This is a genomic window from Ruegeria sp. BB5, assembly GCF_056539405.1.
In genome coordinates, this window is the sequence record NZ_JBQFUX010000002.1 from 30,833 (window position 1) to 54,842 (window position 24,010).

Here is a 24,010-nt window from a genome sequence, read left to right on the forward strand (position 1 = left end):
GGCAAACAAGGCGCAATAACGCCGCGCGTCCGCGAAAACCCCGACAATTTCCCAAGCGTTTCGGAGGTGGGTCAAAAAACTTGAAAAAATCTTCCCGAATCTGGTTGACGCCCCCCGTCAGTAGGCTTAAACGCCGCTCCACGACACCTGCCCAGGTGGCGGAATTGGTAGACGCGCTAGCTTCAGGTGCTAGTGTCCGTATGGACGTGGAGGTTCGAGTCCTCTCCTGGGCACCAAATCCCCGACAGATTTTTGGCTTGTCTCTGATCGTATCAAATACGTGTTCGGGTGACGTATTCCCCCAATTTCTATCTATTGGACGTCTCTCCCTTAGGGCTTTGCTTTGCCAGATTCCTGCGGAGACAGACTGGCTAAATGGTCCCGTTCAGGCCTTAGCGAGACCCGCATCTTTCGTGACGCTACGTCACGAAAACTGGCCGGGTGAGTGAGCATCTTTACGTAAAGGTAAGCTTTCCAATCATTTTTTGACTGGTCGGTTAATAAATGACGCAAAAACCCGGATTCTTCCCCCTTACGGTGGCAAACGACCTGCCTAAATGCGCCCTGTCGCTGCGGATCATCACTCACGGATTAATGATCCTCGAGCTCTCGACCATAGGGTTCGGGTCGGGTCCGCAGCGGCAAATTTTTACGCTTTGAATTTGAAGGACCGCAACAATGAAGAAAATTTCGTTTCTCAGTCGCTTCAAGTTAATGAAAGCGCACCGGATGGACGTTTCAGAAGATGACCTGTCTTCGGATTATCGGCGTACGCTGCCCCTGGTGAAGAAATCTGAACTCAAGGTACTTTTTCGAACCGTTCTGGAAGAAAAGCAGGCGGACCTGCCATCGCGACGCCGGTAATGGCATACTAACCCGGATGGTTCAGACCCGTCCGTTTGAACCGGTCAGTCTTACCCTGTCAGACCCGGGATTTTTCGAACTTTTCCCAAGCGGAATGAAACGCATTGAAATCAAACCCCGGCTGTGTGGCAGCGTCGAGGACGATGCGCTCGGTGGACAGCAATTTCTGGATTGCGCCCTTTAGTTGGTCAACAACATCTTCTGGTATCACCAGCGCTCCGTGCTGATCGGCATGGATCAGATCACCGGGATTGACCGAAAGACCAAAGATCGAGACCGGCGTATCGACCGCGCGCACGTGGACGAAACCGTGGCTGGGCCCGACCGATCCGGCAACCACCGGGAACCCCTGTGGCAGATCGCCAAGGTCGCGCATAACGCCGTTCGTCAGCGCGCCGGACATGCCGAACCCCTTGTGTACGGTGGTGTTGATCTCACCCCAATAGGCACCGATACAGTTGGGGAAATCGACATCCTCGATCACCGCAACCGAGGGTGCGGGACCTTCGGCCATGTATTTGTAATAGTCCATCCGGCGTTCCCTGATGACCTCGGGCGCCTCGGACGGAGGCTGCACAGCGGCGATCTTTGCCGTACGGGCGTAGCCCACGATCGCAGGTTCCGACGGGGCCGAACACAGCATGGTGCCGCGCGAGAAGCCGTCAAATCCGCGCTTGCCCTGCGCCACCTCGATGGCGTTGCAGACGGTGGGGGTGTCAACCTTGCGCAACAGGGTCAGAAGGGAAGGTGTCATGGGGCCTCCAGCCAGCGGATCAGGGCCGCTGTTGTGTCATTGGGTTGTTCCAGAGTGGGCAGGTGCCCGGCTTCTTCGATGATTTGTAACGTGCTGTTGGGCAGAAGGTCGTGCATCAACTGGTGTCGCTCGACCGGGCACAGGCCATCCTCGCGCCCACACATCACCAGTGAGGGACCCGTGTAGACGGCCAGTGTTTCGGTCTGGTCCGGGCGATCCATCAAAGCGCGGGATTGGCGAAGGAATACGTCCGGACCCAGATCAACGGCCATCGCCATGCATAGGTCCAGAATGGCCCCCTGATGCGGACCGTCGGCCAAGTAATTGGGCTTCATCTCGTCGCGCATCACCTGCCGCAACTGACCTTCCTGAACGGCCTTCATCTGCGGCCCACGCCGGGCTTTGACATCGGGCTTTTCGGCCAACGGATTGGTGTCCATCAACGCCAACCGTTCAACGCGATCCGGGGCTTCCCGCACCACCTCCATCGCAACGATGCCGCCCATCGACAGGCCGGCCAGCGCAAAGACCGACGGTGCGTTTGACAAGATTTCGGCTGCCATCTCCTGAACACTGTCCTGCGTCACCAGCGGGAAGGTCATCAGCGGCCGTGACCCGGACAACGCAGCGATCTGCGGCTGGAACAACCGAGCATCACACATCATACCGGGCAAAAGAACCAGCGGTGTCATGCCGAGGCCAGTTTTGCACCCTCGGACAATGCCGTCAGCTTGGCATAGGCAATATCGGGATCCACCGCGCCAAAGCCTGCAAAGGTGCCAAACCCACAATCGCTGCCTGCGATCACCCGATCGGCACCGACGATATTGGTAAACCGCGTGATCCGCTGCGCCACCAGTTCGGGGTGTTCGACGAAATTGGTGGTGGTGTCGACCACACCGGGAACCAGAACCTTGTCGTCTGGAATCTCGGAATTACGGTCGCGGAACACGGTCCATTCATGGGCGTGGCGCGGGTTCGAGGTTTCAAACAGCACGTAGCGGGATTTGGTCGCCATCAGAGTGCTGAACACCTTATCCATGGCGATGTCACAACAATGTGGCCCTTCGTAATTGCCCCAGCAGATATGCACCCGCACCCGGTCCTGCGGAACATTCTGCAGCGCGTGGTTCAGGGCCTCGACATGCATGTCGGCGATCTTGACGAACTCTTCATCGGTCAGGTCGGTGAACAGCATGTGCCGCGACAGGGCCAGATCAGGGCAATCCAGCTGCAAATCCAACCCGGCGGCCACGATGGTTTCGTATTCCTCCTTCATCGCATCGGCCAGCGCGGCCAGATAAGCCTCACGCGTGGGGTAGAAATCGTTCTGCAGAAACAGCGAGATGACCCCTGGCGAGGCGGCATTCATAAAGCCCCGCTCGGCCTCGTGCTGCGCCATCGCAGCCTTGAGGTTGGCGATGTCCTTCTCAAGCTCACCCTGCCCTTTCGACCGCACCTCGCCGGTACATTGAGGCCGCGCGTATTGGGGCGTACCGCCATCATCAGCCAGCCGTTGCAGAAAACCGGGGAACATCTTCAGATCGGCGGGCGCATTGCGCGGGCTATCGCCCGAAAACCCGGTGTAACGGTCTTTGACATAGGTGGCATAAGAGATCTTCGAGGTTTCGCCGTCACTGACGATCTGCACACCGGCTTCGACCTGTCTGCGCACGGTCTCGGACACGGCCTTGGTCATGCAGGCGTCAAAGGCAGCGGGGTCAAAGGGTTCCTCCCGCTCGCGCGCAAAAATGAAATCCACCACATCCTGAGTTCGTGGCAAGGATCCGACATGTGTTGTCTTTACGGTCATGAAACCTCCGTTAATTCTTGCGTGCCATCAGTACTGTGTGGCTTTGGGTCTCCGGATCCTTGGCTAGAAATCCGGTCATGATCATCCCGTTTTCTTCAAGGCAGGTGGCGTAACCGGCGGGTGAGAGCGAGGCGTGATACACGGGTTCCCCGCCAACAGTTCCCTGTTCCTCGCCTGCGCTGGGGCCAACGGTCAGCATCAACATTCCGCCCTTGCGCAGATGGCGGGCCATCCGGGCGATGCAGTCTTTCTGCTCGTCCGCGGTCAGATGGAAAAAGCTGTTCCAGGCGACAATACCATCAAAGCTCTGGTCCAGTTCGAAATTACGCATGTCGGCCTGCCGCCAGTCTCCATCAGGCCAACGGCTATGGGCGATCTCAAGCATGGCCTCGGAAAAATCGACACCTGTGACGGTGAACCCTTCAGCCTTGAACCATCGGGCAATGGGCTCACCAGTGCCGCAGCCCAAATCAAGGACGTGATCGCCGGGCTTCAGGCTGGCGGTGAAGCGCGCCAGCCAGCGCGCTTCGAACAAAGCCCGCGAGCGTTGCTCGTCATAGGCTTTGGCCTGCCGTTCATAAACGGCGTGGGTATCGTTCGGATCGACGGTCATCCGACCCATGTGGCTCCGGCGGGGTCATCGGTCGCCGTGATGCGGTACAGGCCTGCCTGCCCGGTCATGGACGGCGCGACGGTGTAAGCCTCACCAGGCATCACCAGCGCGGTATCGCCGTTTGACAATGTGACCTCATATCCGTCTACGGTGATACGCCAATGGCCGCTGGCCGGCATCAGAACCACCGGCTTTTCAGCTTTGACCGGATCATTCACAGCCGAACCACGAGTCAGGAAATCAACCTCGAACCCCGGCTTGTCCTTGATAAGACCGGTCTCACCAATCACCAGCGCAGGTTTTTCAGCGCCCAGCGCCATCAGGTCCCAATAGCGGGCGACGTATTTGCCGATCACCGCGTCGACCGGCACCTCGGGATAGGCTTGCAACTCTGCTTCGTTCAACAAGGGCATCGGCCGGACATTGTGGGGCAGTTCCTGACCCTTTTTGCTGTCATAAAGCACACCGTTGTCGCCCAACATCAGACCATGCGCCTGTGCGTCCTCGATCACCTGCGGGGCCCATGTGACACCGCCACCGGCATCATCGCCACCGAGGATCGACATGATCATGCCGTAGTCCTGACCGACATTCTCGAACCCGCGGAAGATACCTGTGGGGATGTTAAAGATATCCCCCTCTTCGGCAATGAATTCTCCGGCTGTACCATAGCGTCCCCAGAAGAACCGCCAGCGGCCTTTCGCGACAAAGAACACCTCGGCCGTGGTGTGGCTGTGCAGCGAGTTTCGGCATTTCGGCGGCTGACCCGCCGCGCCGATGTTAAAGCCGATCTTGTCGGTGATGTGGACGTGCTGATCGGGCGATTCCGACACGCCGCCACCGATGATGGTAAAGTTCTCTTTCTGATCGCTGCCCGGAGTGTGAGCGTCGATAAAGGCGGTTTTACAGGGTTGCAGCTCGCCATAACGGACGATGCGTTGTTGAATGGTACTCATGACGGTGTCTCCTTGGATTTGGGGGAAAGATGGGATCAATTCCCCCCCCCCCGGAGGCCGATTGTTCAGACGCCGTGCACGCAGCGACGCACGATGGGTATGATAGCGCCGTGCAGTCTGGCTGGCGTTCAGGGATGAGACCATCGCGGTCACCTAACCCTCTCCACCCTGCAGCAGGATCTGTTTCCAGACCGAAGTTTCGTCGAACAGCGTGTACTCGCGCCGCAGCTGTGGCTGACCGCCGATCAGCGCACCAAACTCAGCATGGCTGATGCCCAGAACATAGACCTGCGCGCCGGTTGGGGCGCCAAATGCACCCCAGCCATCATGTTTACCCCACAGGCTCCAGCGCACGGCAGCACGGGGCGGCATGTTCGGATCATCGCGACCAATCTGGTGTTCAACCTTGAATTCCGCATTGGGGAAGCTGGCCCGCAGACCCATCCAGAACCGATCCACCGCATCCCAACCATGGCCAGTGACACCGCCGACATATTCTGATTGCACGGCGCGGTCATACTCGGCCTCGATCACGCCCATATCGGCATTCATGATCTTGGTCAGAATATAGGCATAGCGCTGACCCCATTCGTTGTCATTGCCACTACCTTTATAAGGGCCGGGCTGGTCGGTTTCCGGCGTCAACGGTTTGACGCAGTTCTCTGTCCCACCCTCACGCGCGATCAGGTCGGCAGCGTATTCCTTGGGGTCCCAGCCCATCTGCCGGATGATGGCACCCTGATCGCGGATCAACCATTCATCGTCGATCTGATTATCTTTGGCGTGACAGTCGGCCAGAATCCGATAGCGCAGCTTTGTGCCAGTCGGCTTGCCATACACCCCTTCGGCCAGATGCGTCGCGGTCGAGATAATCCGGTGCGAGCTTAACATCCCCTCTTCCGGCGTGCCGGACCAGATCACATCCTCGCCCAACAGCTGCCGATCCGGAAACTCAGCCAGTGTTGCCATGGTGGCGCCGATGACGTTCTGATTGCCCAGAACCACAGATCCAGGCGAGCGCACGACGATATCCTTGCTGTAATAGTCATGCAGCGTGGCGATGCCCCGGTCTTCCCAAATTTCCTTGGTGATACCGATAATATAGTCGGGAAAATCCCGAAACTTCGGATCGAAGCCTTTCATATGTCTGTCCTTTGTGGGGTCCACCCTTTTGGCAACCGGGCCGAGGTACGTACAATCAGCGGCCCGTCTATGGCCACCTTGCGCGCCGCGGCAGCTGCCGGGTTTTCGATATGATCCAAAAGCGCGTCTACGGTTTCAGAAACCATCAGATTGGCCCGCTGTCGGATCGTCGTGAGGTTATAGGCAAGCCACCCCGCCTGCGGGACATCATCGTATCCGATCACCGAGACATCTTCGGGCACACGCAGGCCAAGCTCAAAGCGGATGACATCCATGACGGCCAGCGCCATATGGTCATTTGCCACGAACACGGCATCCGGCCTGTCATCCGGTGCAACATCAAACATGCGACGTGCAGCCGTTCGGGCATTTTCCGTGTGAAACTCACCCACACCATGGGCAAACACGGTCTCACCGGCCTCAGCCAATGCCGCCCGGAACCCGGCCTCGCGGTCACGCTGGGTCGAGGCACCCTGCCAACCCGCGATGTAAGCAATGCGACTGTGGCCAGCGGCAACCAGGAACTCGGCCACCTTGCGGCCACCGGCATAATTGTCCGACGTGACCGACGTGATCCCGTCCAGGTCCTGACTTCGGTTGAACAGCACCACGGGTACACCCGCCTGCTGACAGCGCGTTGCAATATCTGACGACATCGCAACCGAGGCCAAAACAACGCCATCCACCTGATAGTCGAGGATTTCCTCCATCACGTCATCAATGTTACCCGCCGTGCGCGAAGCCATGAAGATCAGCACGTGATACCCCTGTTCTTGCAGGGCGTTGGACAGTTTCTCAAGCGCTTCGGGATAGAAGTAGTTGTCCAGATAGGCGACCACCAAACCGATGATACGGCTTTTGCCGGATACCATCGCCCGGGCCAGAACATTGGGGCGATACCCCAACTCTGCCGCCGCCTTGCGCACCTTTTCTTCAGTCTTTTTGCTGACCGAGGCACCCGGCGTGAACACCCGGCTAACCGCCGACTGACTGACGCCTGCCAGTTGCGCAACCTGAAGGGATGTGACTTTTTCTGCCATCAATCCGCTGTCCACCCCCCGTCAATCAACATCGAAGTTCCGGTCACCAAAGCCGAGGCGTCCGAGGCCAGATAGGTCACCGCGCCCATGATGTCTTCGACCTCACCGACACGGTCCAGCTTGATCTTCTCCATGATCCAGGCGGCGCGCTCGGGGTCATCGAAGGTGGCTTGCGTCAAGGGTGTGCGAATGAAGGTCGGGCAGACCGTGTTGATGCGGATGCGCTGCTTTCCCCATTCGATTGCCATGGCTTTGACCATACCCTCAAGCCCGTGCTTGGTGGCACAATACAGCGCCCGATCGACCCCGCCGACATGGCCCATCTGGCTTGAGATATGGATGATCGATCCCGGCCTGCCCGTCGCTATCAATGCCTTGGCCGCATAGGCCGACAGGAAATAAGCCGACCGCAGATTTACATCTGTGACCGCATCGAAATCCTCGGGCGTGGTGTCGATCGCCGCGCTGTGGCGCGCGGTTCCGGCGGAATTCACCACGACGTCAAAGACGCGCCCATCAAACACCTGCTGCAGGGCATTCAAATCGCCCTGATCCACAACCGCAGCTTCGGCCGACCAGCCCTGCGCCTGCAACGCCGCGACGGTTTCAGCCAGCCGGTCTGCCCCACGCGCGGCGCAGACCACATGCGCCCCGGCCTCGGCCAAGGCCACCGCACAGCCCTGTCCAATCCCCGAGGACGCGCCGGTCACAAGGGCGGTTTTGCCGTTCAGCGAAAACGAAGGGGTGCGGGGCAGGTCAGTCATCAGCTCATTCCATCAGGCGTTTCAATGCGGCCCAGATTCCGGGCCTTGTTGAATTCACGCAGACGGGCGAAAACGTCAACGCCAAGCTGGCGGTAGGCATCCAGAAGATCGACCAGCACCCAGTTTTCGCGTATGCGCCCGTTTTCCAATCGCCAGAAATCCAGACTGCACATGGCGATTTTCTTGCCCGAAGGCGCAATCCCCATCCATCCGTCATGGGTAACCGTCTGGATCATGTTCGGCCAGCCGGTCACAGCCGCATACTCGCCATCACCAAAGAAATGATAGGTGATGTCGTCCACATACTGCCCGCGATCCGGCATGCCGTTCAGGAACGGAATCTGATGCCAGTTGCGAAACCCTGCGTAACCGCGCCCGGTGCCGATGCCCGAAGGCCCGTACCAGTTCATGCGTGGATGCCAGAACCGCTCCATCTCCATCACTTCGGGGCCACCTTGTGACGGGTGTTTTTTCAAGTGTTCCAGCATGTCGATAATGTGTTGGCACGTCGCCTTGCCCTTGGCCGCATCGTAAGGTCCGGGCACGAACCCGTCCTGAGTGGCTGGTCCGGGCACATGCCATTCACGGCCAAGGCTGGGGGCCATCGGCCAGGCGTTGGCCTGCATCATCACCTCAGGGATGTCCCAGAGCGCCTGAACCTCGACGACCTGTCCGTCCACGAAACGATAGAATTCGTGGAACCGCATGGTGACCTGATGGCCCGTCGGTGGGATATCCAGCCAAGGCCCGGTGAAGGTACCGGTGTAATACCCCCCGCACCCGACCCAGTCCGCGCCGTTTTCGTCCGGCCCGGCCATAACGATATAGTCGCGACGCTCCAGATCGGGCCATGCGTCCAGCAGGTCCTTATAGGCGCAGTCGTAATATGCATCGCTGCCGATACTGTCACCAAAGGGATGGCATAGGTGGAACACTGCATCCGATGTCGTGACCTCAGCCAGCGCCTTGCGGACGCCGGCTTCGGAAAAGTCATACATCGCGGCCCTGAGCAAAGCGATCAGGGCCTTATGCTGTGTGTGCTTGTCGCTCATTCAGCGGCATCCCGATACGGTGCAGGCTTGCCGTAAGGCACGTTGATACCGCCATAGCGGCGCACCCGCACGTTGCACTGTTCAGCATGGCCCACAAAACCTTCAAGCATGCACAGGCGCGACCCATATTCGCCAATCAACGTCGCCGCCTCGTCGGTCAGAACCTTTTGATAGCTATGCGTTTTCAGATACTTACCCACCCAAAGACCGCCAGTATAGCGCCCGGCTTTCTTCGTTGGCAGGGTGTGGTTTGTCCCGATCACCTTATCCCCGTTCGAGACATTGGTGCGCGGACCAAGGAACAGCGCGCCATAGCAGGTCATGTTCTCAAGGAACCAATCATCCCTATCTGTCATCACCTGCACATGCTCGGATGCGATATCATCGGCGACCTGCAGCATCTCATCATATGTGTCGCAAACGATCACTTCGCCATATTCGTCCCACGATACTTTCGCGGTGCCTGCCGTGGGTAGGATTCCCAGCAGACGGTCGACCTCGGCCATCGTATCCTCGGCCAGTTTGCGCGAGTTGGTCAGCAGCACGCAAGGACTGTTATAGCCGTGTTCCGCCTGACCCAGCAGGTCGGTCGCGCAGAGTTCCGCATCGGCGGCAGTCTCGTCGGCGATGACCATGGTCTCGGTCGGGCCAGCGAACAGGTCAATGCCGACACGGCCGAACAGTTGCCGCTTGGCTTCGGCTACAAAGGCGTTGCCCGGGCCGACCAGCATATGCACGGGGTCAATCGTTTCGGTGCCCAGCGCCATCGCGCCGATGGCCTGAATGCCGCCCATGACATAGATCTCATGGGCGCCGCCGAGATGCATCGCGGCAATCACCGCTGCGTTCGGCTTGCCATTGAACGGAGGTGTACAGGCGATGATGCGCGGCACGCCCGCCACCGAAGCCGTCGCCACCGACATATGCGCCGAAGCGACCATCGGGAATTTTCCACCGGGCACATAGCATCCCACCGACTGCACGGGGATGTTCTTGTGGCCCAGAATGACGCCGGGCAGGGTTTCGACCTCGATATCCACCATGGAATCGCGCTGCGCTTGCGCAAAGTTGCGCACCTGTTCCTGCGCGAATTTGATATCGGCCAGTTCACGGTCGGTCAGTTGCCCGATGAGGTCGTCAATGTCCTGCTGAGACAGGCGGAACGACGGGGGCGAATAATTGTCGAACTTTTCGCTCAGCTCGCGCACGGCCACATCGCCACGGGTTTCGATGTCTTTCAGGGTCGCTTCGACCACAGCGCGGGTTTTGGCGTCATCTTCGGCCCGGTCAGCATCAGATTTACCGCGTTTGAGATACTCGATTGTCATGTTTCCAATCCTCAGTTTTTCGGCCGGGGCGCTACTTTTTCACCCCGGTCAAAAGCTTCCCAGCCTTCCCCGTTGAACAGATCGACACCCAGCTGCGCCGCGACATGTGCGAAATCGACGTTCACCCAGTTGTCGACGATCTTTCCATCGACCACTTTCCAGAAATCCATGTACCGGATCTCGACCCGTTTGCCGGTGGGGGCGATGCCCAGAAACTCACCGGAATGGGTCGCCTCTTGGCGGCCGAACGCTGCGGCCCATTCGCCCATATACAGGCGGGCCTCATCAATGCAGGTCTTGTCCGAGAACGCGGCCTGAAACGGGCGCTGCCAGTTGTCCTGAAACTCTTGCAGGCCGGTCTTGGTGCCACAGCCCTGATTGCCCATCCAGCGAAAGCCCTGAGCAAAGAACTCGCCAATGTCATCAATGCGGTGGTCATTCAGGCCATCGACCATGGTTTCGATCACGCGGCGCGTGTCTTCGGTTTTGTCCAGGTCCGTGTCGCGGGTTAGAACCGCTTGTTCGGGGCGGGAACCTTTCATCTTTCTATCCTTTCAGGTTGCCGAGGGAGGGATTGGGTCAAGAAACCCCAATGCTTAGAAAATCCCTGGGCATCCTGTTCAGCGCCGGGTGGCGCGACAGGGCGTTATGGCGTGCGTTCTTGCTCATTACCCTTTCACCGCTCCAGCGGTCAGACCGCTGACGATCTGGCGCTGGAAGATCAGAACAAGAAAGATCAGCGGCGCGGTGATCGATACGGCGGCTGCCACAGCGACCACCTGATCGGTAGTCGTGGTCTCGCGGTTGAACATGCCGACAATGGCGGGAACCATGGTCTGGTTCTGCGCATCCAGCAGCAGCGACGTGACGAGGATGTCGTTATACGCCAGCAGAAAGCTGAACAGACCGGTGGTGATCACCCCCGGCCACATCACCGGCATGATCACGCGGCGGAACGCCTGGAAGTGATTGCAGCCATCAACGCGCGCGGCCTCATCCAGTTCGGCTGGGATATTCTGGAAGAATGACCGCAGCATCCAGATCGTGAAAGGCTGGTTGATCGCCACCAGCACCGCAATCACCGCGAAAGGCTTGCCGTAAAGGGTCGGTGCGTTTTCCCCCAGGATCGGCGCCAGCCATTCGGATGAGCTGATGAAGACCGGCAGATAGCTGGCCACCAGCGCCGAGGGCGGCAGCGCGCGGAAGATCAGCGCGACGATCAGCAGCCAGAACGCCAGAGTCGAACCCGACCGTGCCAGCCCGTAACCCGCCAGTGTCCCGACCGACAGCGACAGAACAACAACCCCCGTGGTTACGATTAGCGAGTTCTTGAAGTTGTTCGAAAACCCTCGGTCGATCCAAACGGTTTTATAGTGTTCGGTCGTCAGCCCCAATATGTCCCGCCCCAGAGGGCCAAAGAGCGGGTTCAGTATGCTCAGAATGGCAGGCAGGATCACGAAGAATACGATCAGAAAGGCCACCACGGTGGCCAGAATGCCAATCACCCAGCCAAACCACTCCTGACCTTCTTTGGAATAGGCTTTGATCATCCCAGGCATCTTTTTGGTCACCAGAGCAATCGTGCCCCAGATCACCCCGATCCCCAGAAGGATATCCAGCAGCGAAATCCCCTTGCCATTGGCCAGCGTCGCCGGCCCGAAGATCACGTTCAGGGCATTACCGTCAAAGGCGTCGACTGGGGACTTGAAGCTCATCACCGTGATCCAGAAGATCGGGAAGATGGCGACGATGCACCAGAAGGCCAGGAAGATGTTTGAAGTCAGCCGCAGGCTGAGCGGTTGGCGAAGCGCGCGCGAGGACATGTCAGTGACCTCCTTTGTGATCGCGCCATGTCCGGCGCAGCGGGAAGATAAGCAGGATGGCAATACCGATCATGGTGAGCATGGCGCTGGCCGAGGCCCGGCTGATCGAACGGTTGCCCGCCTGATCAGGCACCAGGAAGTCATAGGTCAACCACTGCAACGAGATGACATAGCCCTGACTTGCGAAACCGACGATCTCTTCGAACACCCGATAGCTGTCCATCAGGTGGATCATCGACACAAAGATGATCAGCGGCATCAGATGCGGGATGACGATGTATTTCATCCGCTGCCACCGGGTTGCGCCGTCAATCACAGCACTTTCCAGACTGTCCTGATTGACCGTTTGCAAACCGGCATAAAACACGATGGCGGCAAAGGGGGCGACGTGCCAGACGCGGTACAGCATCATCAGCACCTCAATTGTCCAGGCCTGCGCAAACAGGGCGATATCGCGGTTCAACCACCACTCCAGCAGCGCCGTCAGGATACCGTCGCCGCGAAACAGCCAGTTGACCGACAGCACCCCGATCACCGGGGTAATGATAAAGGGCAACAGCGAAATAAAGATAACCGGCCCTTTTATCGCCTGCGCGGCATTGTTGATCAAAACGGCGATCCCCAGCCCGCAGACGATGACCAGCGGCAGGGTGATCAGCGTGAACGTCAGCGTGAACCGCAGCGCTTTCCAGAAGTTGATGGTGGACAACACATTCCAGCTGCCCTCGCTGATCGCGCGCCATGCACGTTCAGGCTCCAGCACGTTGCGATAGCTTTCCAGCCCGACATACTGGGTCTGCATGATGACTTTGCCCTCTTCGTCGAGTTGGGGTTGCGAAACCGTCTCGGTCACACAGGTCTGGGTCAGAAAGCCGGGGGTGCAGGTTTCAACTTCAACCGTCTCATAGATCGGTTGGGTGACATAGAAACTCTGCTTGAACACGCTGATCAGCGGGAACGCGATAAAGAGAAGCATCATAAAGACAGAGGGGCCAACAAAGGCGGCAAATGTCCGGAAATTCATGGCTCTGCCTTTCTCATGGTTCTCAAAGGGAAGAGTGCAGGAGGGCCGAGGCCCTCCCGCGGGAGGATCAGTTGTTGATCAAACCGGCTTCTTTGGCGGCGGTGATGTAATCCGCCTCGATATCGGCCAGTGTGGTTTGCGCGTCCTTGGCGCCGGTCATGAAATCAGCCAGACCGTTGCCCAAGGCGGTGTGCATGATGCCCATCGGGCCCGAAGCCGGGTATGCCTTGGCCCCGGCTTGGGCGGATGCAGCCGCACCGGCGGCCAGTTCACCTGCCTTGTAGGCCGGGTTCAGCCAGACGGCAGCGTCATTGTTGGCACTGACCATTTCCTCATCCATGCCTTCAAGCATGACGCGGAAGGCGGCGTCAGCCTCTTCATCGCTCATGTTCGAGGCCAGAACGAAACCGTCCCACCAGATCGTAGTGGCCGGTGCAGCCGAGCCCATCGGAGCCGCCGACATGGTAACCTTGCCCACCACCTGGCTTTCGGCTTCGTCATTCATTGCAGCGGCGCGGCTGGCCCACAGGTTTGCCATGGCAATCTTGCCCTGCTGGAACTGCTGCTGAACGTAAGTTGAATCCGAGACCAGATATTCCGGATCCATGTAATCGGTCATGGCCTTCAGGGTTTCCAACGCCTTAACGCCCTGCTCGTTATTGATCGCAGGCATGTTGCCGTCGCCAAAGAAAGAGCCGCCTTCACCCATATACATGTTGATGAATTCCTGGCCGAGGTTCCAACCGGTCTTGAAGGTGCCGCCGATCGGGTATTCCATAACACCCGCATCTTTGATCTTGGCGGCAGCGGCCAGAACGTCATCATAGGTTGCGGGCTCGGCAATACCCAGGTCGGCCAGAACGTCGTTGCGGTACATCATGTGCTGTGCGTTCACCATCATGGCAATTGCCATGGTCTTGCCATCCACCTTGATCAGCTGGTTTGGCAGCAGGTTCTGTCCGTATTTCTCGACCAGATCATCCAGCGGCCGGATCGTACCTGCATTCAGCAACGGGATCAGAGTCGTGTTCGACACCCCACCGATCTGATAGAGCGACGGGCTGGCGGCAAAAGCCTCAGGCTGTTTCTCGCGGAATTCCTGGTCCAGCGAGGCATTGAAATTGCCGCATTCGGCCATCGCATCGGTGACGGCCTTCCAGGCCTCGAAACCGGCCGAGAGCGATTTGAGCGGTACGTCATTTTCAAACGAACAGGCAGCCCATGTGCCACTTGCCGCGATGGACATGGCACCTGCCATGAGGATCGTCTTGAGTTTCATGCGTTTCTCCCTGTCAGGATCGGTCCGTCGTCGACGTCCGGACCGGTGTTAAGCCCGTATGGGCTGTTCGTGGGGTTGTTCCCCGATCCGCGCACCGCTTCCAGCTTCGAAGAGGTGACAGATTTCTTTGGGCACCGAGAACGAGACGGGATCTCCAATCTCGGCGCGGAAGGCTTTGTCGGCTTTGACCGATACCAGCGCACCGCCGACCCGGACCGAGATCATGGTCGCATCGCCCAGCAGTTCCAGCGTGTAGATCGGTGCGGTGATTTCGCCCTGCCCTTCGGCAAGGCCAGCATCTTCAGCGCGGAAGCCCAATGTCATCGGACCGTCCGGTGCGTCGACCGGAATGGCTACATGTTCGGCGCGGAACACACCGCCCGAAACCTCGCCATCCATCAGGTTCATCGCCGGTGAGCCGATAAAGCTGGCCACAAAAGTATTGGCGGGCCGGTCGTAAATATCGGTCGGGCTGCCGACCTGCTGCACCACGCCTTGTTTCATCACAACAACTCGGTCGGCCAACGTCATCGCCTCGATCTGGTCGTGGGTCACGTAGATGGTTGTCACCGCCAGCTCGTGGCTGAGGTTCTTAATCTGAGCTCGGGTCGAAACACGCAGCTTGGCATCCAGGTTCGACAACGGCTCGTCCATCAGGAACACGTTCGGTTCCCGTACGATGGCGCGGGCCAGCGCCACACGTTGCCGCTGACCGCCTGACAATTCGGCGGGTTTGCGGTGCAAGAAATCGTCCAGTTCCACCATTGCACTGGCGCGGCGCACCTTGTCGTCATGGGTCGACGGGTCGATGCCGCGCACTTTCAAAGGAAAGCGGATGTTTTCGTAGACGTTCATGTTGGGATAGAGCGCGTAACTCTGGAACACCATCGCCACATCGCGGTCCTTGGGCTCCAGATCGTTGACCACCTTGCCATCGACCAGAATTTCGCCCTCGGTGACGTCCTCAAGACCGGCGATCATGCGCATCGTGGTGGTCTTGCCACAGCCCGAGGGGCCCAGCAGAACCAGAAATTCGCGATCCGCGATGGTCAGGTCGAAATTGTGGACCCCAATGAATGACCCCCAGCGCTTGCCGACGTTGCGCAATTGAATTTCCGCCATGGTGCCCCCTGAAAGGATTCGTTTGCATACGTTTGCAAAACAGTAATTCGCATATATCAAATCAGGCAAGACTTTTTTGCATACGTATGCAAAAATACACTAAACCACCGAGTCGAATTCGCGGAATAGACCCCGCAAAACACTGATAAAGAACGGAAAGCACCGTGGGTTTTCAAACTGAAAAAAAGCTGATCCTGTCCTTCCATGACGCGCTTAGCCGCGCTAATGGGGATGAGTTGGCCACCGTCACAAAGCAATATTGCGCACCGAATCTGGTGTGGCGCGGATTTCACCCGTTCGACGAAATCGCAGGCCCTGACGCGGTGGCGCGCAGGTTCTGGCAGCCGCTGAAACACAGTCTGACCCACCTACAACGCCGACAGGATATCTTTTTCGCGGGCCGAAATTCTTTGACCGAAGGAGGCGTCTGGGTGGTGTCGATGGGGCACCTCATGGGTCTGTTCGACGCGCCATGGCTGGGCATCCGCCCCACTGGCAAGATGGCCCTTCTGCGGTATTGCGAATTTCACAATGTTGTGGATGGCAAGATTTCCGAGACGGCAATGTATTTCGACATTCCGCACCTGATGGTTCAGGCCGGTCAGAACCCCTTTCCGCCACAGACCGCAGCGCATCTGGTGCAGCCCGGACCAATGACACATGACGGCATTCTGACCGAAGATCAGCCCGCCGACGAAAGTCACAAGACGCTGGAGGTCATCAACGCCATGATCTCGGACCTTGGGCAGTGGGACAGCGGTTTGTCCCTAACGGATGAGCTGGCGCAAACTTGGCACGAGAACATGATCTGGTGGGGGCCCGAAGGGATCGGTGCCACCTACACAATCGCGCGTTACGCGCAGCAGCATTCCGGCCCGTTTCGCGCGGCCTTCACCGAACGCTCAAAGACCCAACACATCTGCCGCATGGCCGAGGGGCACTATGGCGGCTTTTTCGGCTGGCCCAATTTCACCGCAGTGCCCACGGGCGGTTTCATGGGGATGCCCGCCACCGGAAAGGCGGCGGAGTTTCGGGTGATCGACATCTACCGCCGCGCGGGTGACAAGCTGGCCGAAAACTGGATCTTCATCGATCTTTTGCATTTCTGGAAACAACAGGGCGTCGATATTCTAGCCCGCACAACCGGGATTGAAACACCATGAGAATTGATGCGCATCACCATCTGTGGGACCTGACCGCGGTGCATTATCCGTGGTTGATGGAAAAAGGTGCGGTGCGATTCTTCGGTGACCCCAGCCCCATTCAGCGGAACTATCTTCTGCCCGAGTTCCGTGCTGATGCTATAGAGTTTTCCGCTTCGGTCCATATTCAGGTGGGCGCAGCTGATCCCTGGGCCGAGGCGCATTGGGTCCAGTCTGTTGCAGATCAAAATCCCGATTGGCCACTGGTCCAGGTTGCCTTTTGTGATCTGACCGCACAGGACGTGACCGCGCAACTGGACCGTTTGCAAACCCTGCCCTCTGTGCGTGGGGTGCGTCAGATCATCGGCCGCGCACCGGGCGAGGATCAACTGTCGGGCACAAACGACCTGCTGGACAATCCAAGGTTTCTGGACGGGTTGAAACAACTGGGCGACCGCGGACTGTCATTTGATCTGCAGTTGCTTCCTGAATTGATGGAGCAGACCGCCGCCGTTCTGGCGCGGGCCCCTGCGACGCGGGTGGCGCTGTGCCATGCAGGGTCACCCCATGACCGGTCGGAACAAGGGTTGCAACGGTGGGCGCAAGCGCTGCATCACCTCTCGGCGCAGCCGCAGGTGACATGCAAACTGTCCGGTCTTGGCATGTTCGATCACAACTGGAGCGCCGACCGCGTGCGGCCCATCGTGGACACATGCCTGACCCAATTCGGGCCCCATCGGTGCATGTTCGGGTCGAATTTCCCGGTCGACAGCCTGTCTTCCACCTATGCGGTTTTGGTTGAAAGGTACGGCGCGCTGGTTCCCGAACAAGACCACGATCTTGTCTTCGGAGGCACAGCGCGCCAGTTCTATCGCATCTAAGCAATCAGGGTCAGAAAACCGACTGCATATGTGTTCCAACGACGCCTCAGCTCGGCATCCGAAACGACAATTCAGGCGAATTACCAAACCGAAAGACCCTGGGACGGCGCCGCCAATACGTGATCGGCGAAGCCTGATTCATCAATCGCTGATCGCGCCTTCCTCATCGCGGCGCTGGTGCATCTTGGCTTTGACCCGTGCGCCCACAATCAGGGGCAGAACAAAGCCGATGATGGCAATGGTCCACAGCGCGATGGACAGCGGGCTGTCGATCAGGGTCCACCAGTTGCCGTTGTCGATGGTAACCGCACGGCGCAGGTTGTTTTCCATCGAGTTGCCCAAAAGCGTACCCAAGATAACCGGTACCAGCGGTACGTCCAGCTTGCGCAGAACCCACCCCATGACACCAAACCCGATCATCACCAGCAGATCAAAGCTGGAGCCCGAAATGCCATAGATACCCACAAAACTGACCATCGCCACGACGGGCATCAGGATGCGCGACGGCACCATCAGAACCCGCGTGAACAGGCCCACCATCGGGATATTCATCGCCAGCAGCATAAAGTTCGCGATGAACAGCGCCGCGATCAAACCCCAGACCACATCCGGGTTCTGCGTGAACAGCAGCGGCCCCGGCGTGATGTTCAGCGCCAGCAGGACCGCCAACAGCACGGCCGTGGTTCCCGAACCCGGTACGCCCAGCGCCAGCATTGGTACCAGAGCACCCCCGGCAGCGGCGTTGTTCCCGGCCTCGGGCGCCGCCACACCGCGCGGATCACCGGTGCCAAAGGTGTTTTCCTTGTCGACCAGCCGCTTTTCCATCGAATAGGAAATGAACGAGCCCAACGAAGCGCCTGCACCCGGTAAAACCCCGGCTATAAAGCCCAGGAAAGAGGTGCGCAGCATGGTCGGTGTGCATTTCCTGACCATCGACATCGGCGGGTAAAGCCGGCCGATATTCAGCTTGCGCCCTTCGGCATCCGATCCGCCGTGGCGGTGTTCAAGAAAGATGAACACTTCGGACAAGGCGAACAAGCCGACAATGGCGACTAGGAAATCCAACCCGTCATACAGATGCACCTCGCCAAAGGTGAACCGGGGCACTCCGGTTTGGGTATCCACCCCGATCGTTGCCAGCCCAAGTCCCAATGCGGCGGCAAATGCCGATTTCGCCTGATTGGTCGACGACACGCCGCCCAACGTCATAAAGGCCAGCGCGAACAGGGCGAAATATTCCGCCGGTCCAAACAACAGCGCGATCTTCACCAGCTGCGGTGCCAGAAAGATCAGGCCCCAAGTGGCCAGAAACGCCCCAACAAACGACGCGATGCCGGACAGCGACAGTGCCTCACCTGCGAACCCTTTTTTGGCCATCGGATGCCCGTCCAGACAGGTCATCATCGCGGGCTCATCCCCGGGGATATTCAAAAGAATGGATGAAATCCGTCCCCCATACATTGCACCGTAATAGACGCTGGTCAGCAGGATCAGCGAGGGTGTCGCCCCCAGACCTAGCGTGAACGCCAGCGGGATCAGAATGGCCACACCATTGGACGGGCCCAGACCGGGCAACGCACCCATGATTGTACCCAGAAAACAGCCCAGCAGGGCCAGCATCAGGTTCTGCCATGTCAGCGCGATGGCGAAACCGTCCCCAAGGGATGCTAATGTTTCCATGCCCCTCTCCTCAGAAGCCCAGCGGGCCGCGGGCCAGTGACAGGCCCAGAACCAGATGGAAAATAACGTAGATACCTATGGATGTGCCGACGCCAACCAACACGCTTTCCAGCGGCCCGGACCCCAGACGCCAGGCCAGATAGGCGGCGGCAAAGGCGGTGGCGATGACAAATCCCACAACGGGCAGCAATTCGGCGTAAAGGATCATCATTACCACGGCAGCGCCGATCTCAACCAGACGGCCCAGCGCGGGCCATTCGGGTTCGGTATCAGGGCGCAGGGCGATGACGATGCTCGACAGGCCCAGAATGGAAGCAATGATCAGCGGGAAGGCCTTGGGCCCGACGGCGTCAGACAGAAAGCTTTCCTCGATCGCCAGTGCGGAAAAGGCAAATCCGATGGCAAGTAGCAGTCCGACGACCCCGAAGATACGGTCACTCATCGGTGTCTCCTATAGTTCGGGTAAATGATTGGATCCGGGCACAGCCAGGTGCCCGGATCACAGTGAGTGGTGTTATTTGATAATCCCGATCTCTTTCGAGATGGTCTGGATCTGACCCACGGATTCAGCCACGAAGTTCTGGAAATCTGCGCCTTGCAGGTCCAGCGGTGCCAGACCGTTGGCGGCCATCACCTCTTTCCATTCATCCGAAGCGTAGAGATCACCGATCTTGCCGACCCAGTCTCCATAGGCGTCATCGGTCATGCCACCCGGAGCATAGAAGCCACGCCAGTTGGCGCCGATCGCGTCAATGCCCTGTTCCTTGGCGGTCGGGAAATCGGCGAATTCGCCGGGCAGACGTTCGGGTGCCAGCACCGCGATCACCTTGATGTCGCCCGAGTCTACGAAACCCTTGGCCTCGGAGATATCGCCGGTAAAGGCCTGAACCGACCCGGCCAGCAGCTGGGTCACGGCCTCGCCACCGCCGTCAAAGGCGATGTATTTGACCGAGCGCACATCGTCGATGCCATATGCATTGGCTGCGATCAGAACCTTCAGGTGATCCCAACCACCCACGGCCGAGCCACCCGCAACCGACACGGCGGTTGGGTCGGCTTTGATCTGGTCCAGCAATTCAGGCAGCGTGTTGACCGGGCTATCTGCCGCAACGGCAATCACGCCGTAATCCGCGCCGATGGCCGCCAGCCACCGCACCTGATCCATGGTATTGCCGGGGTAAGCCCCCTGCGCCAGACGGGTGGCAGTGGCCGCACTGGCCGCCACGATCAGCTCATTATCCTCGCCGCGCTTGTTCACCACCTCGGCAAAAGCAACGCCGCCGCCGCCACCGGCAAGGTTCACCACTTGCATGGTCTGGTCGATCAGGCCCAGATCCTGCAGCGATTTACCCACCTGTCGACAGGTGAAGTCCCATCCGCCACCGGGGTTGGCCGGGGCGATACATTCCTGCGCGCTGGCCGCAACGCCGGACAGGGCAAAGACAGCAGCCGCAATCGCGCCACTGGTTCCAAACAGTTTCATTCGTGTCTCCTCCTTTGGTCTTTTTGGACTGCGCGTGCAGCCGAAACCGATCCCCGCAGGACACAAGGCCCGTTCTTGCAGGTTGAATCTGTTTACCGAATAATGCTGTCACGAACCTGTCAGGGTTCAGGCGTTCGCCTTGGGGAGGGGTCATGCGCGTATTGATGATCGAAGATGCCGAAGATCTGGCCGAAGGTGTCATGGCCCATCTCGCCCGGTCCGGTGTCGTATGTGATCTGGCCACAACCGTCGAAGCCGCCGGTGATTTTCGTGCAGTCCAAACCTATGACGCCATGTTGCTGGATATCAACCTGCCCGATGGGTCCGGGTTGAATTTCCTAAGCAAGATCCGCGCGGCAGGTGACCGTATCCCTGTGCTGATGCTGACCGCGCTGACCTCGGTCGAAGATCGGATCGCCGCGCTGGACAAGGGGGCCGACGACTATCTGGGCAAGCCCTTCGACCAGCGTGAGCTAGAGGCCCGGTTGCGCGCCCTGGTTCGTCGCGACGCCGACCGAAAATCCGAGCAGATCACGCTGGGCCCGCTGATCTATGCCCCCAAGGACCGCAGCGCCGCGCTGGAGGGCAAACGCCTGAACCTGACCGCGCGCGAGGCCGCTGTGCTGGACGCACTGATCCGGCATGAGGGGCAATTCCTGTCGAAAACCCGGCTGTACGATTCGCTTTACGGGTTCGAGGATGCCGATGTCGGCGAAAACGCGATTGAGCTGTATATCGCCCGCCTGCGCAAAAAGTTCACCGGCAGTACGGTCAGCATCACCACCCGGCGTGGTGTCGGATACCGGATCGGTCTGGATGGCTAAGCTGCACCTGCCCCACAGCCTGACTGCCCGTGTTCTCAGCGCGGTGATGCTGATTTTGATACTAGGCGGCTGCCTTGTCGCTTTGTCGATCTGGGCCAATGGCAGATTGGCGGCGCGGCAGGCTTATGACCGGCTTTTGCTTGGCGCCGCCAGCGACATCGCCGAATCCGTTCGGATTCAGGACGGCATACCCGTCGTAGACCTGCCGGTTTCCGCCTTTCAACTGCTGGCGCAGGCCCCTGAAGATCGGATTTTCTATGCGGTTCAAGTACCAGATGGCCCTTTTATCACCGGGTTGGATCGCGACACGGTGATCGACATACCGCAACAGCCTGGTGCTGCTCCGATCTATTTCGCCGCTGATCTGAACGGAGAACCTGCGCGCTTTGTCCGCCTGGCCCGCCTGTTTGCCGAACGCGAGTTTTCGGGCGAGGTGGAAATACTGGTCGGGCAGACCTTGCGCGCGCGTCAGATGATGACCGTTGGCCTGATGCGCGACGCCTTGCTGCCGATGGCGGTGGCAGGCGTTCTGTTGCTGGCGATGTCATGGATTGTCACCCGATCCGCCCTGCGCCCGCTTGAGGCCCTGTCCGAGGATCTGACCCGTCGCGATCCTCACGATCTGACCCCTATGGCCAGCGACGGCCTGCCGCGCGAACTGCAGGTGATGCTGAACGCGATGAACCGCTTTATGGGACGGCTGGACCGTCAGGTGGACACCATGCGCAACCTGATTGCCGACACGGCGCATCAGCTACGCACGCCGGTGGCGGCGATCCGGGTTCAGGCGGAAATTGCGCAGGATGATCCCGACCCCCCCGCCCGCAAACGGGCATTAGACCGGCTACTGGGCCGCACGCGATCGCTGGGTACTTTGCTGGACCAACTGCTGTCCCGTGCCATGGTGATCCACCGCATCGACAGTGCCCCGCGCCTTCCCGTTGATCTGCGCGAGGTGGCATTGGACGTGCTGGAACAAAGCGATCATGAGCTTGTCGCCCCAGGGGTCGAAGTGCGGCTGGAGATCGGAGAAAATCCCGTTCCGGTAAATGCCGATGCCTTTTCTCTGGCCGAAGCTGCCAAAAACCTGTTGGGCAACGCGCTGCGGCACGGGCAACCTCCGGTCAGCATCGGGGCTGCGCAAGAAAGTGGCCGTGCCGTATTGTGGGTGCGCGATCATGGGCCTGGCCCGGCCACCCCTGTCGCCGAACAAATCGGTGATCGGTTCAATCGCACCACCGGCTCGGGCGAGGACAGCAGCGGGCTGGGACTGTCCATCGTGAAATCGACAGCCGAGGCGTTTGACGGCAAGGTTGAAATGACCCGCGACAACATTGGCTTTCGCGCCGCACTCAGCTTTCCTGCCACGACCTCAAGGGGGGTGGAATGATCCGCGCTTTGATGACCTGCCTTCTGTTTGCCCTGCCCGGCCTTGCATGCGCGCAGGAGGCCACGGCCAGCTTCGGTGACGGAGCCGACCCGATGCTGATCCGTTCGACCACTGATATCGCCATCATCGCCCCGGTTCTTGAGCGGTTTGCCGACCAGAACCCCGACCTGCGGATCACGTATGAGCAATGGGGGTCAAACGCGCTGTTCCAGCACAGCCGGACGGTTTGCAAGAATGGTGAGAATCCGGCTGATGTGGTCTTTTCCTCGGCCATTCAGCAAATGGTCTGGCTGGTTAACGCCGCCTGCGGGCATCGTTACAGATCACCCCGAACCGAAGCCCTGCCCGCGGCCCGGCGTTGGCGGGATGAGCTGTGGGGGATCACCACGGAACCCGCGGTTATTGCTTATAACAAATCTCTGCTGTCAGATCAGGATGTTCCGCGCAACCGGTTTGCCCTGTTGGACGCCATGCGCACCCAGCCCGACCTGTTACGCGGGCGGGTGGCCACCTATGATATCGCCGCATCCGGGCTGGGGTACCTGTTTGCTTATGGCGACAGTCTTGAGGCCACGACATTCGGGTCCCTGATCGAAGGGTTTGCCCGCATCGACGCCGTGGCCACCTGTTGTTCCGCCGAAATCATCCGCGATGTGGCCGAGGGGCGGTTCTTGATCGCCTATAACGTTCTGGGCTCTTACGTAGCCAATGCCGATGCCCCCGGTGTGGGGGTGATCCTGCCCGAGGATTACACGCTAGTCCTATCGCGCGCTTTCATGATCCCGGCACAGGCGGAAAACAAGGATGCCGCCACCGGGTTTCTGGATTTCCTGCTGTCGCCTGAGGCACAAACCCTGCTGGCGGCCTCGGGCCTTGTCGCCCCGATGGACGCGGCTGAGACTGGCCTGAACCCTAGCGCCCGCCGATTTATCGCCCTGTCCCCAGCGCTGCTGGTGGCGCGCGATCAGAACCGTCGGGCCGAGCTGTTTAAACTCTGGAACGACGCATTCAACGTAGAAACTGCGCGTTAAGGCG

Annotated in this window: 24 protein-coding genes and 1 tRNA gene; 7 read left to right on the forward strand and 18 right to left on the reverse strand. The window is 59.2% G+C overall.

Annotation, left to right across the window (positions count from 1 at the left end; translation table 11 throughout):
* Positions 1–149 precede the first annotated feature (149 nt).
* Together ACR0DL_RS08125 and ACR0DL_RS08130 are read left to right on the forward strand one after the other, a co-directional pair.
* Positions 150–236: transfer RNA gene (locus ACR0DL_RS08125), tRNA-Leu, on the forward strand.
* A gap of 442 nt (positions 237–678) precedes the next feature.
* Positions 679–864, forward strand: coding sequence for a hypothetical protein (locus ACR0DL_RS08130; RefSeq protein WP_480638521.1), 186 nt, complete (start codon positions 679–681; stop codon positions 862–864).
* 58 nt (positions 865–922) lie between these two features.
* On the opposite strand, the gene ACR0DL_RS08135 is transcribed toward ACR0DL_RS08130, so the two are convergent.
* The 15 genes from ACR0DL_RS08135 to ACR0DL_RS08205 form a co-directional block, all read right to left on the reverse strand.
* Positions 923–1,618 (reverse strand): RraA family protein, encoded by a 696-nt coding sequence (locus ACR0DL_RS08135; RefSeq protein ID WP_480638520.1) that lies wholly within the window; start codon positions 1,616–1,618, stop codon positions 923–925.
* Positions 1,615–2,310 (reverse strand): alpha/beta fold hydrolase, encoded by a 696-nt coding sequence (locus tag ACR0DL_RS08140; protein ID WP_170349492.1) that lies wholly within the window; start codon positions 2,308–2,310, stop codon positions 1,615–1,617. Before ACR0DL_RS08140 ends, ACR0DL_RS08135 begins: the two co-directional genes overlap by 4 nt.
* On the reverse strand, positions 2,307–3,431 hold the full coding sequence (locus ACR0DL_RS08145) for a cobalamin-independent methionine synthase II family protein (RefSeq protein WP_480688526.1): 1,125 nt from the start codon (positions 3,429–3,431) through the stop codon (positions 2,307–2,309). The genes ACR0DL_RS08140 and ACR0DL_RS08145 overlap by 4 nt, the downstream gene beginning before the upstream one ends.
* A 10-nt stretch (positions 3,432–3,441) precedes the next feature.
* Positions 3,442–4,053: a class I SAM-dependent DNA methyltransferase gene (locus tag ACR0DL_RS08150; protein ID WP_170550420.1), complete on the reverse strand. Its 612-nt coding sequence runs from the start codon at positions 4,051–4,053 to the stop codon at positions 3,442–3,444.
* The gene (locus ACR0DL_RS08155) at positions 4,041–5,000 is read right to left on the reverse strand and encodes a cupin domain-containing protein (RefSeq protein WP_425081197.1); all 960 of its coding nucleotides are present in this window, start codon (positions 4,998–5,000) and stop codon (positions 4,041–4,043) included. Before ACR0DL_RS08155 ends, ACR0DL_RS08150 begins: the two co-directional genes overlap by 13 nt.
* A gap of 153 nt (positions 5,001–5,153) precedes the next feature.
* On the reverse strand, positions 5,154–6,143 hold the full coding sequence (locus ACR0DL_RS08160) for a nuclear transport factor 2 family protein (protein WP_480688528.1): 990 nt from the start codon (positions 6,141–6,143) through the stop codon (positions 5,154–5,156).
* Entirely contained in the window at positions 6,140–7,183 is a 1,044-nt protein-coding gene (locus ACR0DL_RS08165; protein ID WP_217355401.1) for a LacI family DNA-binding transcriptional regulator, read from the reverse strand. Before ACR0DL_RS08165 ends, ACR0DL_RS08160 begins: the two co-directional genes overlap by 4 nt.
* Positions 7,183–7,947: an SDR family NAD(P)-dependent oxidoreductase gene (locus ACR0DL_RS08170; RefSeq protein WP_480688530.1), complete on the reverse strand. Its 765-nt coding sequence runs from the start codon at positions 7,945–7,947 to the stop codon at positions 7,183–7,185. The genes ACR0DL_RS08165 and ACR0DL_RS08170 overlap by 1 nt, the downstream gene beginning before the upstream one ends.
* Positions 7,947–8,999, reverse strand: coding sequence for an ester cyclase (locus ACR0DL_RS08175; RefSeq protein WP_170361135.1), 1,053 nt, complete (start codon positions 8,997–8,999; stop codon positions 7,947–7,949). The genes ACR0DL_RS08170 and ACR0DL_RS08175 overlap by 1 nt, the downstream gene beginning before the upstream one ends.
* Positions 8,996–10,327, reverse strand: coding sequence for a histidinol dehydrogenase (hisD, locus tag ACR0DL_RS08180; protein WP_170349500.1), 1,332 nt, complete (start codon positions 10,325–10,327; stop codon positions 8,996–8,998). The genes ACR0DL_RS08175 and hisD overlap by 4 nt, the downstream gene beginning before the upstream one ends.
* Positions 10,328–10,338: 11 nt before the next feature.
* Positions 10,339–10,869, reverse strand: coding sequence for an ester cyclase (locus ACR0DL_RS08185; protein ID WP_425081201.1), 531 nt, complete (start codon positions 10,867–10,869; stop codon positions 10,339–10,341).
* Positions 10,870–10,995: 126 nt separating this feature from the next.
* A complete protein-coding gene (locus ACR0DL_RS08190) occupies positions 10,996–12,150 on the reverse strand; it encodes a carbohydrate ABC transporter permease (RefSeq protein ID WP_170411195.1) in 1,155 nt (384 codons plus the stop codon).
* Position 12,151: 1 nt separating this feature from the next.
* On the reverse strand, positions 12,152–13,174 hold the full coding sequence (locus tag ACR0DL_RS08195) for a carbohydrate ABC transporter permease (RefSeq protein WP_170349503.1): 1,023 nt from the start codon (positions 13,172–13,174) through the stop codon (positions 12,152–12,154).
* Between the two features lie 67 nt (positions 13,175–13,241).
* The gene (locus ACR0DL_RS08200) at positions 13,242–14,453 is read right to left on the reverse strand and encodes an ABC transporter substrate-binding protein (RefSeq protein WP_170349504.1); all 1,212 of its coding nucleotides are present in this window, start codon (positions 14,451–14,453) and stop codon (positions 13,242–13,244) included.
* A gap of 48 nt (positions 14,454–14,501) precedes the next feature.
* A complete protein-coding gene (locus ACR0DL_RS08205; RefSeq protein ID WP_170349505.1) occupies positions 14,502–15,575 on the reverse strand; it encodes an ABC transporter ATP-binding protein in 1,074 nt (357 codons plus the stop codon).
* Positions 15,576–15,739: 164 nt separating this feature from the next.
* Between ACR0DL_RS08205 and ACR0DL_RS08210 the strand changes: the two genes are divergently transcribed.
* Together ACR0DL_RS08210 and ACR0DL_RS08215 are read left to right on the forward strand one after the other, a co-directional pair.
* The gene (locus ACR0DL_RS08210; RefSeq protein ID WP_480688533.1) at positions 15,740–16,738 is read left to right on the forward strand and encodes an ester cyclase; all 999 of its coding nucleotides are present in this window, start codon (positions 15,740–15,742) and stop codon (positions 16,736–16,738) included.
* Positions 16,735–17,598, forward strand: a complete 864-nt coding sequence (locus ACR0DL_RS08215; protein ID WP_480688535.1) for an amidohydrolase family protein — start codon at positions 16,735–16,737, stop codon at positions 17,596–17,598. Before ACR0DL_RS08210 ends, ACR0DL_RS08215 begins: the two co-directional genes overlap by 4 nt.
* 141 nt (positions 17,599–17,739) lie before the next feature.
* On the opposite strand, the gene ACR0DL_RS08220 is transcribed toward ACR0DL_RS08215, so the two are convergent.
* The 3 genes from ACR0DL_RS08220 to ACR0DL_RS08230 form a co-directional block, all read right to left on the reverse strand.
* A complete protein-coding gene (locus tag ACR0DL_RS08220) occupies positions 17,740–19,278 on the reverse strand; it encodes a tripartite tricarboxylate transporter permease (RefSeq protein ID WP_170349508.1) in 1,539 nt (512 codons plus the stop codon).
* 10 nt (positions 19,279–19,288) lie between these two features.
* Positions 19,289–19,720: a tripartite tricarboxylate transporter TctB family protein gene (locus ACR0DL_RS08225; protein WP_480688537.1), complete on the reverse strand. Its 432-nt coding sequence runs from the start codon at positions 19,718–19,720 to the stop codon at positions 19,289–19,291.
* 72 nt (positions 19,721–19,792) lie between these two features.
* Positions 19,793–20,761 carry a Bug family tripartite tricarboxylate transporter substrate binding protein gene (locus ACR0DL_RS08230; protein WP_170349510.1) on the reverse strand — a complete coding sequence of 323 codons (969 nt, stop codon included), beginning with the start codon at positions 20,759–20,761 and terminating at the stop codon, positions 19,793–19,795.
* 152 nt (positions 20,762–20,913) lie between these two features.
* On the opposite strand from ACR0DL_RS08230, the gene ACR0DL_RS08235 reads away from it, so the two are divergent.
* From ACR0DL_RS08235 to ACR0DL_RS08245, 3 genes are read left to right on the forward strand one after another with little or no spacing between them, the layout of a single operon-like run.
* The gene (locus ACR0DL_RS08235; RefSeq protein WP_480688539.1) at positions 20,914–21,585 is read left to right on the forward strand and encodes a response regulator transcription factor; all 672 of its coding nucleotides are present in this window, start codon (positions 20,914–20,916) and stop codon (positions 21,583–21,585) included.
* Positions 21,578–22,975: a sensor histidine kinase N-terminal domain-containing protein gene (locus ACR0DL_RS08240; RefSeq protein ID WP_480688541.1), complete on the forward strand. Its 1,398-nt coding sequence runs from the start codon at positions 21,578–21,580 to the stop codon at positions 22,973–22,975. Before ACR0DL_RS08235 ends, ACR0DL_RS08240 begins: the two co-directional genes overlap by 8 nt.
* Positions 22,972–24,006: an ABC transporter substrate-binding protein gene (locus tag ACR0DL_RS08245; RefSeq protein ID WP_170349513.1), complete on the forward strand. Its 1,035-nt coding sequence runs from the start codon at positions 22,972–22,974 to the stop codon at positions 24,004–24,006. Before ACR0DL_RS08240 ends, ACR0DL_RS08245 begins: the two co-directional genes overlap by 4 nt.
* The last annotated feature ends 4 nt before the right edge of the window (positions 24,007–24,010 follow it).